Origin of the sequence: Klebsiella sp. PL-2018 (genome assembly GCF_019048985.1) — a bacterium.
In the GTDB taxonomy this organism is placed as follows: Bacteria; Pseudomonadota; Gammaproteobacteria; order Enterobacterales; family Enterobacteriaceae; genus Klebsiella; species Klebsiella michiganensis.
Genome location: NZ_CP077673.1, coordinates 2962981 through 2979485 on the forward strand (window position 1 = coordinate 2962981; position 16505 = coordinate 2979485).

Annotated in this window: 15 protein-coding genes and 1 riboswitch; of the genes, 12 read left to right on the plus strand and 3 right to left on the minus strand. The window is 59.4% G+C overall.

Features of this window, described 5'->3' with window-relative positions; genetic code table 11:
- The first annotated feature begins 10 nt into the window (after nt 1-10).
- Together MKleb_RS13790 and MKleb_RS13795 are read left to right on the plus strand one after the other, a co-directional pair.
- On the plus strand, nt 11-3118 hold the full coding sequence (locus MKleb_RS13790) for a multidrug efflux RND transporter permease subunit (protein WP_025108374.1): 3108 nt from the start codon (nt 11-13) through the stop codon (nt 3116-3118).
- An 11-nt stretch (nt 3119-3129) separates the two neighbouring features.
- On the plus strand, nt 3130-3747 hold the full coding sequence (locus MKleb_RS13795; protein WP_025108375.1) for a TetR/AcrR family transcriptional regulator: 618 nt from the start codon (nt 3130-3132) through the stop codon (nt 3745-3747).
- 57 nt (nt 3748-3804) lie between these two features.
- On the opposite strand, the gene MKleb_RS13800 is transcribed toward MKleb_RS13795, so the two are convergent.
- Both MKleb_RS13800 and MKleb_RS13805 read right to left on the minus strand, forming a co-directional pair.
- Nucleotides 3805-4365: an RNA polymerase sigma factor gene (locus MKleb_RS13800; protein ID WP_014229338.1), complete on the minus strand. Its 561-nt coding sequence runs from the start codon at nt 4363-4365 to the stop codon at nt 3805-3807.
- A gap of 5 nt (nt 4366-4370) precedes the next feature.
- The gene (locus MKleb_RS13805; RefSeq protein ID WP_025108376.1) at nt 4371-4796 is read right to left on the minus strand and encodes a hypothetical protein; all 426 of its coding nucleotides are present in this window, start codon (nt 4794-4796) and stop codon (nt 4371-4373) included.
- Nucleotides 4797-4996: 200 nt separating this feature from the next.
- Here MKleb_RS13805 and ykgR point away from each other — a divergent pair, with 200 nt between their 5' ends.
- Nucleotides 4997-5098: a small membrane protein YkgR gene (ykgR, locus tag MKleb_RS30210; protein WP_004137159.1), complete on the plus strand. Its 102-nt coding sequence runs from the start codon at nt 4997-4999 to the stop codon at nt 5096-5098.
- A 60-nt stretch (nt 5099-5158) separates the two neighbouring features.
- On the opposite strand, the gene MKleb_RS13810 is transcribed toward ykgR, so the two are convergent.
- Nucleotides 5159-6301 carry an alpha/beta fold hydrolase gene (locus MKleb_RS13810; RefSeq protein ID WP_108703433.1) on the minus strand — a complete coding sequence of 381 codons (1143 nt, stop codon included), beginning with the start codon at nt 6299-6301 and terminating at the stop codon, nt 5159-5161.
- A 168-nt stretch (nt 6302-6469) separates the two neighbouring features.
- On the opposite strand from MKleb_RS13810, the gene MKleb_RS13815 reads away from it, so the two are divergent.
- From MKleb_RS13815 to MKleb_RS13855, 9 genes are all read left to right on the plus strand, one after another.
- Nucleotides 6470-7504, plus strand: coding sequence for a LacI family DNA-binding transcriptional regulator (locus tag MKleb_RS13815; protein WP_217075937.1), 1035 nt, complete (start codon nt 6470-6472; stop codon nt 7502-7504).
- Between the two features lie 184 nt (nt 7505-7688).
- Nucleotides 7689-8612 carry a sugar phosphate isomerase/epimerase family protein gene (locus tag MKleb_RS13820; RefSeq protein WP_009652232.1) on the plus strand — a complete coding sequence of 308 codons (924 nt, stop codon included), beginning with the start codon at nt 7689-7691 and terminating at the stop codon, nt 8610-8612.
- Nucleotides 8613-8626: 14 nt separating this feature from the next.
- The gene (locus MKleb_RS13825) at nt 8627-9799 is read left to right on the plus strand and encodes a Gfo/Idh/MocA family protein (protein ID WP_025108379.1); all 1173 of its coding nucleotides are present in this window, start codon (nt 8627-8629) and stop codon (nt 9797-9799) included.
- Between the two features lie 152 nt (nt 9800-9951).
- Nucleotides 9952-10053: riboswitch (TPP riboswitch) on the plus strand.
- A 70-nt stretch (nt 10054-10123) separates the two neighbouring features.
- Complete coding sequence (locus tag MKleb_RS13830; RefSeq protein ID WP_025108380.1) at nt 10124-10819, plus strand: TenA family protein; 696 nt, start codon at nt 10124-10126, stop codon at nt 10817-10819.
- Nucleotides 10816-11544, plus strand: a complete 729-nt coding sequence (locus MKleb_RS13835; RefSeq protein ID WP_025108381.1) for an ABC transporter ATP-binding protein — start codon at nt 10816-10818, stop codon at nt 11542-11544. The genes MKleb_RS13830 and MKleb_RS13835 overlap by 4 nt, the downstream gene beginning before the upstream one ends.
- Nucleotides 11541-12281: an ABC transporter permease gene (locus MKleb_RS13840; RefSeq protein ID WP_033837174.1), complete on the plus strand. Its 741-nt coding sequence runs from the start codon at nt 11541-11543 to the stop codon at nt 12279-12281. The genes MKleb_RS13835 and MKleb_RS13840 overlap by 4 nt, the downstream gene beginning before the upstream one ends.
- Nucleotides 12282-12305: 24 nt before the next feature.
- Complete coding sequence (locus MKleb_RS13845) at nt 12306-13241, plus strand: ABC transporter substrate-binding protein (RefSeq protein ID WP_025108383.1); 936 nt, start codon at nt 12306-12308, stop codon at nt 13239-13241.
- Nucleotides 13242-13548: 307 nt separating this feature from the next.
- A complete protein-coding gene (locus MKleb_RS13850) occupies nt 13549-14934 on the plus strand; it encodes a diaminobutyrate--2-oxoglutarate transaminase (RefSeq protein WP_009652210.1) in 1386 nt (461 codons plus the stop codon).
- Between the two features lie 9 nt (nt 14935-14943).
- Complete coding sequence (locus MKleb_RS13855) at nt 14944-16425, plus strand: pyridoxal phosphate-dependent decarboxylase family protein (RefSeq protein WP_217075938.1); 1482 nt, start codon at nt 14944-14946, stop codon at nt 16423-16425.
- Nucleotides 16426-16505: the final 80 nt, after the last annotated feature.

Consider the following 16505-nt stretch of genomic DNA (forward strand, 5'->3'; position numbering starts at 1 on the left):
GTGCACCACGATGCTGGCTCGCTTTTTTGTGTTTCGCCCGGTTTTCGCCGTCGTCATCGCCATCTGTATTATGGCGGCCGGCACCCTTGCCCTGCTGACCCTGCCGGTTGAACAGTATCCGGATATCGCCCCGCCCGGCGTCAACGTCACGGCAAACTACCCCGGCGCCTCGGCTGAAACCGTGGAAGACAGCGTGACGCAGGTGCTGGAGCAGCAGATTAAAGGTATCGACGGCCTGCTTTATTTTTCCTCCAGCAGCAGTTCAGCGGGCCAGGCGCGCATTAGCCTCAGTTTTGATCAGCGCATTAACCCTGACATGGCGCAGGTACAGGTGCAAAACGCCGTCAATCAGGCTATCACGCGCTTACCGCAGGAGGTGCAGCAGCAAGGGATCGCGGTGACCAAATCACAGGGAGACAGCCTGATGGTGGTGGCCCTGTATGACCAAAGCCGGTCGTTAACCAGCCTCGATATTAGCGACTTTCTCGTCAGTTCCCTGCAGGAGCCGCTGAGCCGGGTTGAAGGCGTCGGAGAAACCACCGTTTTCGGCGCCCAGTATGCAATGCGCATCTGGCTCAATCCGCTGCAGCTGACCAGCTACGGTCTGATGCCCTCCGACGTGCAGGCCGCCATCGAGGCGCAGAATTCGCAGGTCACCAGCGGTGAAATCGGTTCGCTGCCCACGCTGGAGGGGCAGTATCTGAACGCAACGGTCACCACCCAGTCCCGCCTTGAGCGTCCGGAACAGTTCGAAAATATTATCCTGCGTACCCACAGCGACGGCTCGGTGGTCTATCTGCGCGATGTCGCCCGGGTGGAGATCGGCGCGGAAAACTATCAAAACCAAACCACGCTCAACGGTTTCCCCTCCGCCGGGATCTCAATTCAGCTGGCATCGGGGGCTAACGCGCTGGCGACGGCGGAGAAGATCCGGGCGGAGGTCGAACGCCTGACGCCGCGCTTTCCGCAAGGCGTTGTCGCCGCTTACCCGCGCGACAGCACGCCGTTCGTGACGGTCTCTATTGAAAGCGTGGTGCGTACGCTGATTGAGGCGATTCTTTTTGTGGTGGCCGTCATGTACCTCTTTCTTCAGAGCTGGCGGGCTACGCTGATCCCGACGCTCACGGTGCCGGTGGTTCTGCTCGGCACCTTCGGCATCCTCAGCCTGCTGGGCTACAGCATTAATACCCTCACCCTGTTTGCGATGGTTCTGGCAATCGGTTTGCTGGTTGATGATGCCATTGTGGTGGTGGAGAACGTTGAACGCCTGATGGCGGAGGAGGATCTTACCCCGCCTGAAGCCACCCTGCGCTCTATGAATGAGATCGCCGGCGCGCTGATTGGCATCGCGCTGGTTCTCTCTGCGGTATTTATCCCGATGGCGTTTTTCGGCGGCTCGGTGGGGATTATCTACCGCCAGTTCAGCGTCACCATCGTCTCGGCAATGGCGCTCTCTGCGCTGGTGGCGTTAACCCTGACGCCGACGCTGTGCGCCCATCTGCTTAAACCCGGGCACCTTAAAAAAGGGCGATTCTTCACCTGTTTCAACCGCGGCGTCGCCGCCAGCCAGAACCGTTACCTCGCCATACTCCGGCGGATAATCGTTCGCCCGCTCCGCTTTGTGCTGCTGGCCCTGACGCTGACGCTTTTGATGCTCTGGCAGTATCAGAAGCTGGCCAGCGGCTTTCTGCCCGAAGAGGATCAGGGCGCGGTGATGGTTCAGTTTACGCTCCCATCCGGTTCGCCGATGGCGATGACCGAGGCGGTCGGCACGGACATTACCCGCTATTTCATGGCCGAGGAGGAGGATAACCTCAACGTCATCTTTATGGTCACCGGCAGAAACAACGCCGGCAGCGGGCAGAACGTCGGGATGGCCTTCGCCGAACTAAAGCACTGGGACGCGCGTCCCGGGGAACAGAACAGCGCGCAGGCGATTATCGCGCGGGCGAACCGGTACTTTTTAAAAAACGCCCGGCTGGCCACCATCAGCGTCATGTCGCCGCCTACCGTACGCGGACTCGGGCAGTCGAGCGGCTTTGAACTCTGGCTGCAGGACAGCGCGGAAAACGGCCGCCAGGCGCTCATCGAGGCGCAAACCACCCTCCTCACTGCCGCCAGGCAAACGCCGACGCTGGACGCCGTGCGAATTAACAGCCTGGAGGAGAAAGCGCAGCTGCAGGTGGATATCGACAGACAAAAAGCCCAGGCCCAGGGGCTGGATCAGGCCGCCATCAATAGCACCCTCTCTGCGGCCTGGGGCGGCGTGTACATCAACGATTTTATCGACCGCGGGCGCGTCAAGCGCGTGTATATGCAGGGGGATGCGGCCTGGCGTTCGACGCCGGATAATTTATCCGCCTGGTTTGTCCGCGGCGACAGCAACAACATGGCCTCCTTCGACAGCTTCTCATCATTCCGCTGGACCACCGGGCCGCAAATGCTCCAGCGGTTTAACGGACTGTCGGCCGTGCAGTTTCAGGGAAACGCGGCGCCGGGAGTCAGTTCCGGTGCGGCGATGGCGACGATGTCCGAACTGGTGGGCGAGCTGAGCGGGTTTGAAAGGCAATGGAGCGGTTTATCCTGGCAGGAGCAGACCTCCTCAGTGCAGACGTTATGGGTATACCTGGCGTCGCTGGCCTTTATGTTTTTGTGTCTCGCCGCCTTATATGAAAGCTGGTCGATTCCTGTCGCCGTACTGCTGATCGTCCCGTTAGGCATTCTTGGGGCCGTGAGCGCTTCGTTGCTCGCCGGATACGAAAACGATATCTACTTTCAGGTCGGTATGCTGACGACCATGGGGCTTTCCGCCAAAAACGCGATTCTGATCGTTGAGTTCGCCCTGGCGCGGTTTCAGCAAGGTAAAACGCTGGCCGACGCGGCGCTGGAGGGCGCTCGCCTGCGCTTGCGCCCCATCGTGATGACCTCACTTGCATTTGTTGTCGGCGTTATCCCTCTGGTACTCTCTACCGGCGCCGGCGCTTCCAGCCAGCGTGAGATTGGCGCCGCGGTGATCGGCGGTATGCTCACCGGGACGCTGCTGACCTTGCTCTTCGTTCCACTCTTTTTCCTGCTGGTACAGCAAGGAATGATGCGCCTTAAAGGGCGCAAACGGTAAGGACTCAATTGATGGGAAATCAACGCGGGCGGCCAATGAAAGCCCGCCCACGCATTTTACAAACCGCCCGTGAGCTGTTTCTCAGCCACGGGCTTGATGTGTCGCTGGATACCATTGCCGCCGAAGCGGGTACCACGCGCCCGACCCTGTACAGCCATTTTCCCGGCGGCAAAGACGCGCTGCTGCTGGAGACGTTCGCGTTTCTCAATGACACCATGCAGCCGCCCCTGCGCCAGCTTTTGCAGGATCGTCAGCAGGATCTTCCCGCGCTGCTGCGCGGGTTTGCGAAAGTGGTGCAACAACACTTTTATGCGCCGGAGAATATTCACTTTCAGCGCCTGCTGATCCAGGTGCTGGTGCAAAAGCCCGAGCTTTACGTCACGCTCGAACAGCGCCCCTCAGGCCGCGTACTGCAGGCGCTGAGCGATATCCTGGCGCAGAAACAAGACGAAGGTCTGCTGACCCTCAGCGAGCCGGAGCTAGAGGCGACGGCGTTTCTCGGCGCGATTATGGGCTATCCGCTGCCGGGGGCCTTAATTGCGCAAAAAGCGGTGGCGCCAGAGAGGCTGGAGCAGCTCGCCGAATGCGCGATTAGCGCCTTCCTCACGGCCTGGGGCTACAGGCAATAATTCAATCAGCGGTTTAAACGCACCTCTCCGGCCCCTGCAGCAGGAGCCGGAGAATGCCTAACTGGCCAGCAGTTCATCGTACAGCGCGCGCAGGCGGGTACGAAGGTAGAGTACCGCTTTATGCTTACGTGAGAGCAGCGCCTGTTCGCTGACGCCGGACTCCTCTGCCAGCTCCCGGTAGCTGTAGCCATGCAGTTCGGTTTTCTCAAAGGCTTCACGCTGGGCGGGCGGCAGCTCCGAGAGCGCCTGACTTAATTCCTCCCAGAGCAGCGCTTTCAGATACTCATCCTCCGGCGTTTGCGCAACGCCAAACAGCGTTTCGGCCAGCTCATCCTCGGGAAAATCGCCCTCCTCCTCGTCGCTGAAACCGCCCGCCAGCGGCAGCTCGCGCTTTTTTCTTGCCCTGTCGGTCATCTCGTTACGCGCCGCCCGGAACAACCAGGCGGCGATATTCTCCACCGGCTGCTCGACGCGAATGAGCTGATACGTCACTTCCTGCAGGATATCGTCCGCCTCATCGCGCAGCGGGGTCCGTCCGCGAATAAAAGCCTTCAGCCGCGACCGGCAGGCATCGAGGGCGGAAACAAGCCGTGATGGCGCCACGATCCTGTTTTTCATTGTGCTCACTCGGGATCCGCGCTTTTAGGCGAACTCTCCTGCTGCGGAGCATGCTCGCTGCGGCGGTCGCGCCAGCCGCAGTGGCCGCGATGCCCGCGGTGGCCAAAGCGCTGCACAAACTCATCGCGCTGCTCCGGGCTCATGTTCATCCAGCGTTCATGCATCCGACGCCGCGCGTTACCGATGCCGAACATTCCCGGGCGAAAGCCGAGACCGCCGAACAGGATCCGCGACAGCGCCAGCACACCTAACGCCTGCCAGAAGCCAATGCTCTTCACCCCAAGGATGGCCGGCAGCAGCGCATTCCACAGCGACATCACCAGCAGCCCAAGTATGGCGATTAGCGCCACGCCGATAAGAAGCGGCTTCGCCATTCTGTGGCGGCCAAAGCGGTGATGGTGGTGCTGACCGTGCATATCGATATCTCTCATCGTCTGTTTACCTCATTACGCTATTGAATAATTACCCTGTGCGGAGGTAGACGAATGAGCGGGCAAAATATTGCTGAGAAGAGTAAAAAAATTGACACACTTTATTTGTATGACAAATATTTTTTATGTGATCTCTATCACCTACATGCAGGCGCGACGGCGGTAACGTTACCCGGTGATTCATTGAAAAAGAGGAACTTATGAACGCGGTAAAATCACTAAAAGCCGACTGGGCGATTATTACGCTGATGATTGTTGTCGCCGTCGTTATGTATGGCTATCTGATCCCCAAATACTGGTAATCGACGCCATACCTGTACTGAACCGCCCCTTGCTCAGGGCGGCTCATCATCCCTTCGCCGCTACCGCTTATCGTTGAGCGTCTTAATCAAAAACGGCACTGAGTCGCGTATAGACGGGTTAACCGTACCGCTATGATCCAGCCCCTCATAAATATGCACGTCCGCACGGGTTCCCGCGCTTTTCACCGCGTCCGCAAAGCGTTTTTGCATTGCCGTCGGCACGTTAATATCCGCGCTGCCGATACCGATAAACACCGGGTGATCGATTTTCAGCGTCGGGTAGAGCATGGCGCCCACGCTGGCGTTTAACAGCGAATCCACCCCCGGCTTCAGGGCGTTAGCCGCATTCAGACCGGCCTTCATCACTTCATCGTTGAGCGGCGTAATGCATAAATTGCTCGCCTCTTTCAGCAGCGGCAGCGCTTTATCCTGGAAATAATCAGCCGGATTGAGCTGCGGGTTGCTATCGGCAGCCGAGAGGTAAATATAGAAAATATAGGGTATTTTCGGGTCGCCGCCGATCGGCGCTTTGCCGACTGCCGGCGGAAGAATGTCGGCTGCGGTGGTCCCCTTCTCAAAATACGGCGTCCCGGTCAGCACCGTTGCGCGAACATTCAGCTCCGGCGCGTAGTGGGGTTGATATCCGGCGCTGGCGAACGCGGCGTGCGCGCCCTGCGACTGTCCGACCAGAATGAGTTCATTTTTCAGCGGGAACTGTTTCAGGGCGGCGCGAACGCTATCAAGCACGCTCCACGCTTCGCCGCGGGCATTAAGATAATGGTGCAGGCCAGACGAACCCAGACCGGCATAATCCGGCGCGACCACCGCGTAGCCCAGCGACAGCCAGGTGTTCAGGTACTGCTTATCGCGATCGCTGCGCGGGTTTAACGACGGCGCGCAGTGATTAGCCACGCCCACGGTACCGTGGGCCCAGACCACAACCGGCCATCCCCCTTCCGGGGTGGCGCCAAACGGAATAAAGACCGCGGCGGTATCTTCGCGGGCGGTTTTGCCGTCCACGCCGCTGCGGGAGGGATAGCGCAGGAGATACTGCTTTGCCGCTTCGCTTAAGCCATTTCCGGCGCTGAGCGGAGAGACCGCGTCGCTATTATCGGCGGCGGCGCTGGCCGGGACCGCGCTCATGGAGAGCAGTAGCAGCGCAGAGGTGGCGGCGAGGAATTTTTTTGAGAGGGAATACGTCATAACATCCTGTTCCTGAGTGGGGATGCACTTAGTGTAGACCCTGGCGGTTGAATATCAGGTCAATGAAGCCAGTGCGGCGAAATGATTTTCCTGAAGTCTGACCCGCCTCGCTGTTTGCCTGTCACAATAATGATAGCTTTTTATCATTACCCTCAAAGGAAGAGAATCATGTCAGCAAAAAAAGTCACCATGGCGGATATCGCCAAAGAGGCCAGAGTCGGTATCGCGACGGTGGACAGGGTGCTCAATAAACGCACGCCCGTGAAAGAGAGCACCGAACGTAAAGTGCTGGAATCCGCGCGGCGCTTAGGCTTCGCGCTGGAGCAATCCCGCTATCGGCTGGCGGCGGATCGGCCGGCGGTAGCCCTCAGAATGGGCTTCATTCTGCTACAGCAGTCACACTCGTTTTACCATCAGCTGGCGCAGGCGCTGGAGCAGGCGGCGTTACCGTGGCATAGCCCGGCGCAGGCCCCCGCTTTCCTGCATTATGATATTAACGCCATCGACGATATGGCCGCCGCGATCGCCCGTCTGAGCGATACGGTCGACGTTATCGGTATTGTCGCGCTGGATAATCCGCTTATCCGCCATGCGGTCGTGCAGGCCATCGAGAAAGGCGTCCGCGTCTTCACCCTGCTCTCCGATATGAGCATCCCGCAGCGTACCGGCTATATCGGGCTGGATAACCAGAAAGCGGGCCGCACCGCCGGTTGGGCGGTGGACAGGCTGTGCCACGAAGACGGCGAAATTGGCATTATCGTCGGCGATAACCGGTTTATTTGTCAGGAAAGCTGCGAGATAAGTTTCCGCTCCTACCTGCGTGAACAGGGCAAAGGCGATCGGGTGCTTGAACCGGTGCGCAGCCACGAACGCGCCGATGTCGCGCGCCAGGTTACGGAAGAGATGCTGCAACAGTACCCCGATCTGAAGGCCATTTACGCGCCCTGCGGCGGCGTGGAAGGGATTGTCGCCGCCCTGCGCGCGCGCCAGCGCCAGCATCAGGTCACCCTGATTTGTCATGGCCCGGTGGATAGCGGCGAGCTGGCGCTAATTGACGGCACTATCGATCTCATGCTTACCCATCGGCTTGACGAATTTGCCGCCGCCACCATCAACGCGTTTGTCCACGCCGCCAGCCAGCCGCAGGCGGCGTTTATCAACGCTCTACAGCCGTTTGACCTCCTCACTAAAGAACACCTCTGATTGCCGCAGGCGCGGGTAAAGTTGCCGCGCCCCGCTTCAGCGCTGCGTTTGATAAAAAACTATCATTTATGCCATCAAAATAAACCTTGAATCCCATCAAAGAATTTAAATTTCATCATTGTTGGATATGAAATTTTCATTCAATACTGGTCATGTTTTCTCCTCATCTGAAAAGGAAGCCATCATGACCATACATATTGCCAACGCGCCGTGCAGCTGGGGCGTCGATGATCCCAAAAATCCTTATCTGCCGCCGTGGTCCAAGGTACTGGAAGAAGCGGCGACCGCCGGTTATAAAAGCATTGAACTGGGCCCGTGGAGCTATCTGCCGACCCGGGCCGATGAACTCAGCGCAGCGCTGAATAAACAGGGGCTGTCGCTGGTTGCCGGAACGATCTTCGACGATCTGGTCAGCGAAGAGAACTTCGCGAATATTGTCGAACTGACGCATAACCTCTGCCGCAACCTGTCGCAGGTGCCGTCGGCGGAAAAGACGCCGGGCAACCCCTTCCAGCCGCCTTATCTGGTCATTATTGATTTCGGCAATCCGCAGCGGGCGAAATATGCCGGGCGCGGCGAGCTGGCTCCCCGCCTGTCACCCGCCGACTGGCAGCGGATGGTCGACCACATTGTGACCATCAGCCGACTGGCGTGGCAGGAGTACGGCGTTCGCCCGGTTATCCATCCTCACGCCGGCGGCTGCATTGAGTTTGCCGATGAAATCGATCTGCTGGCGGCGCAAATCCCCCATGACGTAGCCGGTTTATGTCTCGACACCGGCCATCTCTTCTATTCGGGTATGGACCCCATCAGCTGGCTGGATCGCCATTTTGATCGCCTTGACTACCTGCACTTTAAAGATGTCGACCCGCAGGTGTTCAGGAGCGTGATTTCCCGCGGCATCGACTTCTTCTCCGCCTGCGCGGAGGGGGTGATGTGCCCGCTCGGCAGCGGCGCCATTGATTATCCGGCGGTGCGCGCCTTTCTCGACAAGCGGGGCTATCAGGGCTGGATCACCATTGAGCAAGAGCGCGATCCGCGCAACGTCGAGGGCAGCCTGCAGGCGGTCACGGAAAGCCTGCGCTACCTGCGCTCGGTTGGTTTTTAATCGGGAGAAAACACATGATTAACGGTATTAAACCTGTTGGCCGCTCCTTGCGCTGGGGTATGGTGGGCGGCGGCGGAAGCAGCCAGATTGGCTATATTCACCGCTCTGCGGCGCTGCGTGACGGATCGTTTACCCTGCTGGCCGGAGCCTTTGATATTGACCCACGGCGCGGGCGCGAGTTTGGCCAGCAGCTGGGCGTGGAGGCCGGGCGCTGTTACCCCGACTACGAAACGTTGTTTCGCGAAGAGGCGGCGCGGGAAGACGGCATTGAAGCGGTCTCCATCGCCACGCCAAACAACACCCACTACGCCATTTGCCGCGCGGCGCTGGAGGCCGGACTGCATGTGGTCTGCGAAAAACCGCTCTGTTTTACCGGCGAAGAGGCCGATGCGCTGGTGGCCCTGAGCGAAAAGCAGCGCAAAATCATCGGCGTCACCTACGGCTACGCCGGGCATCAGCTGATTCTCCAGGCGCGGCAGATGATTGAACAGGGGCTACTGGGCGAGATCCGCATCATCAATATGCAGTTCGCCCACGGTTTCCATAACCAGCCGGTAGAGCAGGATAACCCCAGCACCCGCTGGCGGGTGGACCCGAAATTTGTCGGTCCCAGCTACGTGCTGGGCGATCTGGCCACCCACCCGCTGTTCCTGGCGGAGACCATGGCGCCGAAGCTCAATATCACTCGCCTGATGTGCTCCCGCCAGAGCTTTGTCAAAAGCCGCGCGCCGCTGGAGGATAACGCGCATGTGCTGATGGAGTACGACAACGGCGCCGTAGGGTCGATGTGGTGCTCGGCGGTCAACAGCGGCTCAATGCACGGACAGAAGGTCCGCATCGTCGGGGAGAAAGCCAGCCTGGAGTGGTGGGATGAACAGCCGAACCAGCTGCGCTACGAAATTCAGGGCGAGCCGGTGCGCATCCTCGAACGCGGAATGTCCTATCTCGATCCGCTGGCCCTGCAGGACGACCGGATCGGCGGCGGCCATCCCGAAGGGCTGTTTGAGGCCTGGTCGAATCTGTATCGCCGCTTTGCCATCGCCATGGATGCCACCGACCGTCGCGACGCGGCTTTGCTGGAAAACTTCTGGTATCCGGATGCCAGAGCCGGGGCGCTCGGCGTGCACTGGGTCGAGAAGTGCGTACGTTCAGCAGACAGCGGCGCCAGCTGGGTAGAATTTCACTGATCCTTTGATAATACGCGCCCGGCAAGGCATCAGCCGCCGCCGGGCTGCCGCGATGTACAAAGCCCTTTCTCGCGACACTCACACGTGACAACGTCACCTTTCCTCATAAAATTCACAGCATTGTAATCAAAAAGGGAATGTCGTATAACAGGGGCCAAACCGAGGGGTGTCCCGTGAGGGCTGAGATGGCGTAAGCCGAACCCTTTGAACCTGATCTGGGTCATGCCAGCGAAGGGACGGGTCGGCATTTCCGCCAGTTTTGCGCCATTGCCTGTTCACACTTCTTTCAGCACGCCCGGATCTCCCTTTTTTTCAGGAGGTCCTGTGATTCTTCCCGCGTTTACCCAGGGTATTTATGGTCGTCTGCGTCAGCAGGCCGGCGCCGACTGGCAGCACTACGTCGCCCACCCCTTCCTGCGCCAGCTCGCCAACGGTACCCTCCCCGAGCCCGCTTTTCGCCGCTATCTGACGCAGGACTATCTGTTTCTGATCCACTTCGCCCGCAGCTACGCCCTGCTGGTCAGCAAGCTGCGCACCCTGGCGGAAATGCGCGCTGCCGCCGCGTCGATGAACGCCATTCTCGACGAACTGCCGCTCCACGTTGGCTACTGCCGGGAATGGGGGCTGGATGAAGCGACGATGGCCGCCGAAACGGAAGCCGCGGAAACCGTCAACTACACCCGCTACGTACTGGACATTGGCCACTCCGGCGACGCCCTGGATCTGCTGGCGGCGCTGATGCCCTGCGTGGCCGGCTACGCGGAAATCGGCCTCGGCCTGCTGCACGATCCGGCGACCCGGCTGACCGCCAATCCTTATGACTCGTGGATCCGCAACTACGGCGATGAGGGTTACCTGAACGGCGTCAATAACGCCATCGGCCTGCTGGAAACCCTCTGGCAGCAGCGCGGCGGTGAGGCGCGTTTCGCTGAACTCAGCGCTATTTTCACCACCGCCACGCGTCTGGAGGCTAACTTCTGGCAGATGGGCCTTAACGCCGTCGCGGAGCGCCCGGCGTGACGGCTCCCGGAATTGAGGTGCACGGCCTGGGCCTGCGCTTTGGCTCGCGGCAGATCTTCGACAATCTGACGTTCACTATCCCCGGCGGCCAGTGGGTATCGCTGCTGGGGGCCAGCGGCGCCGGAAAGACCAGCCTGCTGCGTATTATCGCCGGGCTGGCAAAAGCCACCGCCGGTGAGGTTCGCGCCAGCGACGGGCAGCCAATAAACAAGCGGCTGGCGTGGATGGGGCAAAAAGATCTGCTGTATCCGTGGTTAAGCGTGCGCGACAACGTCTCGCTTGGCGCGCGTCTGCGCGGGGAGCGCGTGGACCATCGGCGGGTTGCCGAGCTGTTACAGCAGGTTGGCCTTGAACACTGCGCCGGCGACCGCCCGGCCGCCCTCTCAGGCGGCATGCGCCAGCGTGCGGCGCTGGCGCGTACGCTCTACGAAGACCGGCCCATCGTGCTGATGGACGAGCCCTTTTCCGCGCTCGACACGATTACCCGCACGCGCATTCAGACCCTGGCCGCCGGGCTGCTGGTAAACCGCACCGTCGTGCTGATCACCCACGACCCGATGGAAGCCTGCCGCCTGAGCCACCGTCTGCTGGTCCTTTCCCCCGCTCCCGGCGGGATTGACGACGGGCATCACCTCTCCGGCATGCCGCCGCGAGCGCCGGACGACCCGGCGCTGTTGGCCAGCCAGGCGGAGCTGCTGCAACAGCTCATAAGGGCTAACGGATGAGCGCAAAACTGTTTCGCGCCGCCGTGGTGTTCTGCGGCCTGCTGCTGCTCTGGTGGCTGGCGACCCGCAGCGGCATTCCCGCTTTCCTGCTGCCTTCCCCCTCGGCGGTGGCAAGCGCTCTGTGGGTCAACCGCGCGTACCTCGGCGAACACATGCTGATCACATTAAGCGAGATCCTCAGCGGCCTCGCGCTCGGCGTTCTGCTCGGCGTGATCCTGGCGCTGTGCATGATTGTCTCGCCTCGCCTTCAGCGCTGGCTGATGCCGCTGGTGCTGACCAGTCAGGCGATCCCGGTTTTCGCCCTTGCCCCGCTGCTGGTGCTGTGGTTCGGTTTCGGCATGAGCGCCAAGGTCATGATGGCGGTGCTGGTGATTTTCTTTCCCGTCACCTCGGCGTTTTTCGACGGTCTGCGCCGGGTTAACCACGACTATCTCGATCTGGCACGCACGATGGGGGCCTCTTTTGGCGCGCAGCTGCGCCACGTTCGCCTGATGGCTGCCCTTCCGGCCCTCGGTTCCGGCCTGCGGATGGCGGCCGCCGTCGCCCCCATCGGGGCGATCATCGGCGAATGGGTCGGTTCAGCCGAAGGATTGGGCTACGTGATGCTTAACGCCAACGCCCGTCTGCAAACCGATATCTGCTTTGCGGCCCTGTTTATTCTGGTGCTACTGACCGTCCTGCTCTGGCTGGCGGTGGATGCTTTCTTACACCGGCTGATTAACTGGACGCCGGAATAACGCTCTTAAATAAAAGGACTAATCATGCGTAAACGTGTTTATGCCGGTATGACGATTGCCGCGCTGTTCAGCGGTCAGGCGCTGGCCAACGAGAAACTCACCCTGGTGCTGGACTGGTATATCAATCCCGACCACGCGCCGATCCTGGTGGCCGAACAGATTGGCGCCTTTAAAGACGCGGGGCTGGACGTCAAGATTGTGCCGCCGTCCGACCCGGCGCTGCCGCCGCGGCTGGTCGCCGCCCGCCAGGCGGACCTGGCGATTACCTACCAGCCGCAGGTGCATTTTTTTGCTGATGAAGGGCTGCCGCTGGTCCGCGTCGGCACGCTGATTAATTCGCCGCTGAATACGGTGATCGCGCTGGATAAAAGCATAAAATCTCCCGCCGATCTGCAGGGCAAAAAAGTGGGGTATTCGGTGAGCGGCATCGAACAGGCGACGCTGGCCACCATGGCGCAGCATGCGAAAATCGATCCCAAAAGCATCAAGCTCATCAATGTTAACTTCCAGCTGACCAGCGCCCTGCTGGCCGGACAGGTCGACGCGGTCATTGGCGGCTATCGTAATATCGAAGCGCTGGAGCTGAAGCTGCAGGGGAAAGATCCGCAGGTGATGAACGTTGAGGATTACGGCGTACCGGCCTACGACGAGCTGGTGATTGTCGCCAACCGGGATGAAGTCCACGCGGCGAAAATCAGGGCCTTCCTCAAGGCGCTGCAAAAAGGCGTCGCTTACCTGCGCGCTCACCCGCAGGAGACCTGGCAGGCGTTTGCCGCCGCGCATCCCGAGCTCAACACCGAACTGAACAAGCAGGCATGGCTGAAAACCCTTCCTCTGTTTGCCAGCGATCCGGCGGCGCTGGATAAACCACGGTATGAAGCTTATGAACAGTTTTTATATAACAATAAGTTGGTGAAAAAAGTCACACCTTTAACAAATTATGCGGTTGAGCTGCATTGAGTCATGCCATTGCTGGCGGAAACTTTTCGCCAGCAATGCCCGCCCGGCAGTATTAAAAAACGAGAAACTTCCTCACTAATAATTACAATTTTAAAGGTCTTTTATCCTTTAAAACACCTGATTTAAATCAAATGGTTACGTTGGTTTTTGCTTGTGTAAAAATAACGTAAATATACCTTAATCAATAAAACGTTGAATGCGTATCTAAAAAGCCATATATTGTGCCCGCTTTAATGTATGGCGATTCAATTTCTTACACCAATTTATTCAACCAGCGCTCAACCGTAACGCTGGTTGTGGGAGTGATATGATGACGGATAAAGTCCGTATTGATACTTTAGGCGCAGATTTATTAGATGCAAACAACGATACCTTTTTGGCCCGTCAGGCTGAATTCGAATCGAATGTCAGGAGCTACCCGCGCAAGCTGCCCCTTGCGATTACCAAAGCGGAAGGCGTCTGGCTGACCGATGCGGATAATAAACAGTATCTGGACTGCCTTGCCGGCGCAGGTACTCTGGCACTCGGCCACAACCACCCTGATGTGCTGCAGAGCATCCAAAGTGTCATTACCAGCGGCTTGCCGTTACATACTCTCGATCTGACCACTCCGTTAAAAGATCGCTTCTCTGAATACCTGCTTTCCCTGCTGCCGGGCGAAGGCAAAGAATACTGCCTGCAGTTCACCGGTCCGTCCGGCGCTGACGCCGTGGAAGCGGCGCTGAAGCTGGCGAAAAAATACACCGGCCGTTCTTCCGTGATCAGCTTCTCCGGCGGCTACCATGGAATGACCCACGGCGCGCTGTCCGTCACCGGCAACCTGTCGCCAAAAGCGGCGGTTAACGGCATGATGCCGGAAGTGCAGTTTATGCCTTACCCGCACCAGTACCGCTGCCCGCTGGGTATCGGCGGTGAAGCCGGCGTGAAAGCGCTGACTTACTACTTCGAAAACCTGATCAATGACGTCGAAAGCGGCGTGCGTAAACCGGCGGCGGTGATCCTGGAAGCCGTTCAGGGTGAAGGCGGCGTGAACCCGGCTCCGGTCGAGTGGCTGCAGCGCATCCGTAAAGTGACTCAGGAACACGGCATTCTGCTGATCATCGATGAAGTTCAGGCTGGCTTTGCGCGTACCGGTAAATTCTTCGCCTTCGAACACGCGGGCATCGAGCCGGACATTATCGTGATGTCGAAAGCCGTTGGCGGCGGTCTGCCGCTGGCCGTTCTCGGTATCAAAAAGCAGTTCGACGCCTGGGAACCGGGTCACCATACCGGCACCTTCCGCGGCAACCAGCTGGCGATGGCCACCGGCCTGACCACCCTGCGCCACCTGAAAGACAATAACATTGCGGATAAAACCGCCGCTCAGGGCGAATGGCTGAAAGGCAAGCTGGCCGAGATGCAGAAACGCTATCCGGTTATCGGCCACGTTCGCGGTCTGGGCCTGATGATCGGCATCGAGATCGTTAAACCGAACGAAGCGCCGGACCACATGGGCTGCTACCCGGCGGATGGCGAACTCTCCGCGCTGCTGCAGAAGAAATGCTTCGAAGCGGGTCTGATCCTCGAGCGCGGCGGCCGCCACGGCTGCGTGCTGCGTCTGCTGCCGTCCCTGCTGATCAGCAACGCTGAGCTGGAAATTTTCTTCGACAAATTTGAACAGGCCCTGCTGGCCGCCGGCGTAAAACCGGTCTGAGTGGAGTAAGTGACCGCAATGTCCAAGTTGAATCCGATTCTTGCTGGTTCCGCGCATAGTATTGATGCCTACCAGCAAGCGATCGCCCAGACCAGCCAGGCGGTAGCGCAGTGGCTGCAGCAGCCTGAAATGTATCAGGGGAAAAGCGTTGACGAACTGCGTGAGCGCATCACCCTTGATTTCAACGAACAGGGTCTGGGCAACCAGGCGGCGATTGAACGTGCGATCGAGTACTTCCTTAAAGACAGCCTGTCGGTACATCACCCGCAGTGCGTGGCGCATCTGCACTGCCCGAGCCTGGTGATTAGCCAGGCGGCGGAAGTGCTGATTAACGCCACCAACCAGAGCATGGACTCCTGGGACCAAAGCCCGTCAGCCACCATCATCGAGATCAAGCTGATTGAATGGCTGCGCGCTCAGGTCGGCTACGGCGCCGGCGATGCGGGCGTTTTCACCAGCGGCGGCACCCAGAGCAACATGATGGGCCTGATGCTGGCGCGCGATGCCTTCTTTGCCCGCCGGGGTCATTCCATCCAGCAGGATGGTCTGCCGGGCGATATTCGTCAGTACAAAGTGCTGTGTTCAGAAAACGCCCACTTCTCGGTGCAGAAGAACATGGCGCTGATGGGCCTCGGCTACCGTTCCGTGACGCTGGTGAAAACCGACGAATTCGCGCGGATGGACGTGGCGGATCTGAAAGCGAAAATCGCCGAGGCGCAGGCTAACGGCGAACAGATTATGGCCATCGTTGCCACCGCCGGCACCACCGACGCGGGGGCAATCGACCCGCTGCGCGAGATTGCGGCCGTCGCGGCTGAGCACCAGATCTGGCTGCACGTTGACGCGGCCTGGGGCGGCGCCCTGCTGATGTCCGACAAGTATCGCGATCGTCTGGACGGCATTGACTTAGTGGACTCCATCACCCTGGATTTCCACAAGCAGTTCTTCCAGACCATCAGCTGCGGCGCGTTTCTGTTAAAAGAAGCCCGCCACTATGAGCTGATGCGCTATCAGGCGGCCTATCTGAACTCTGAGTTCGATGAAGAGCACGGCGTACCGAACCTGGTATCCAAATCGCTGCAGACCACCCGCCGCTTCGACGCGCTGAAGCTGTGGATGGGCCTGGAGGCGCTGGGCCAGAAGCAGTACGCGGAAATCATCGATCACGGCGTGACGATGGCGCTGAACGTGGCGGATTACGTCAAAACGCAGCCGACGCTGGAGCTGGTCATGCAGCCGCAGCTGGCGAGCGTGCTGTTCCGTTCCCGTCCGCAGCAGATGGCGGGCAGCGACGATGCCGCGATCGCCCTGCTCAACCAGCGGGTTGGCGATGCGCTGCTGGCTTCCGGTCGCGCTAACGTCGGCGTGACCGAGCACAACGGCGTCACCTGTCTGAAGCTGACGCTGCTGAACCCGATCGTGACGTTAGAGGACGTGAAGGTGCTGCTGAGTCTGGTAGAACGTACCGCCCAGGAGCTGCTGGCGCAGTAAATTTGTTTTCGCATTAACCTTGAAAGCCGATAACTCACCTTATCGGCTTTTTTATTGGTTTTTCGCCCTGAATTTGTGAC

Coding starts and splice junctions, on each gene's coding strand:
- MKleb_RS13805 (WP_025108376.1), bottom strand. CDS start 4,796: ATGAGAGATATCGATATGCACGGTCAGCACCACCATCACCGCTTTGGC.
- MKleb_RS13840 (WP_033837174.1), top strand. CDS start 11,541: ATGAGCGCAAAACTGTTTCGCGCCGCCGTGGTGTTCTGCGGCCTGCTG.
- ykgR (WP_004137159.1), top strand. CDS start 4,997: ATGAACGCGGTAAAATCACTAAAAGCCGACTGGGCGATTATTACGCTG.
- MKleb_RS13845 (WP_025108383.1), top strand. CDS start 12,306: ATGCGTAAACGTGTTTATGCCGGTATGACGATTGCCGCGCTGTTCAGC.
- MKleb_RS13810 (WP_108703433.1), bottom strand. CDS start 6,301: ATGACGTATTCCCTCTCAAAAAAATTCCTCGCCGCCACCTCTGCGCTG.
- MKleb_RS13795 (WP_025108375.1), top strand. CDS start 3,130: ATGGGAAATCAACGCGGGCGGCCAATGAAAGCCCGCCCACGCATTTTA.
- MKleb_RS13850 (WP_009652210.1), top strand. CDS start 13,549: ATGATGACGGATAAAGTCCGTATTGATACTTTAGGCGCAGATTTATTA.
- MKleb_RS13800 (WP_014229338.1), bottom strand. CDS start 4,365: ATGAAAAACAGGATCGTGGCGCCATCACGGCTTGTTTCCGCCCTCGAT.
- MKleb_RS13820 (WP_009652232.1), top strand. CDS start 7,689: ATGACCATACATATTGCCAACGCGCCGTGCAGCTGGGGCGTCGATGAT.
- MKleb_RS13815 (WP_217075937.1), top strand. CDS start 6,470: ATGTCAGCAAAAAAAGTCACCATGGCGGATATCGCCAAAGAGGCCAGA.
- MKleb_RS13790 (WP_025108374.1), top strand. CDS start 11: ATGCTGGCTCGCTTTTTTGTGTTTCGCCCGGTTTTCGCCGTCGTCATC.
- MKleb_RS13825 (WP_025108379.1), top strand. CDS start 8,627: ATGATTAACGGTATTAAACCTGTTGGCCGCTCCTTGCGCTGGGGTATG.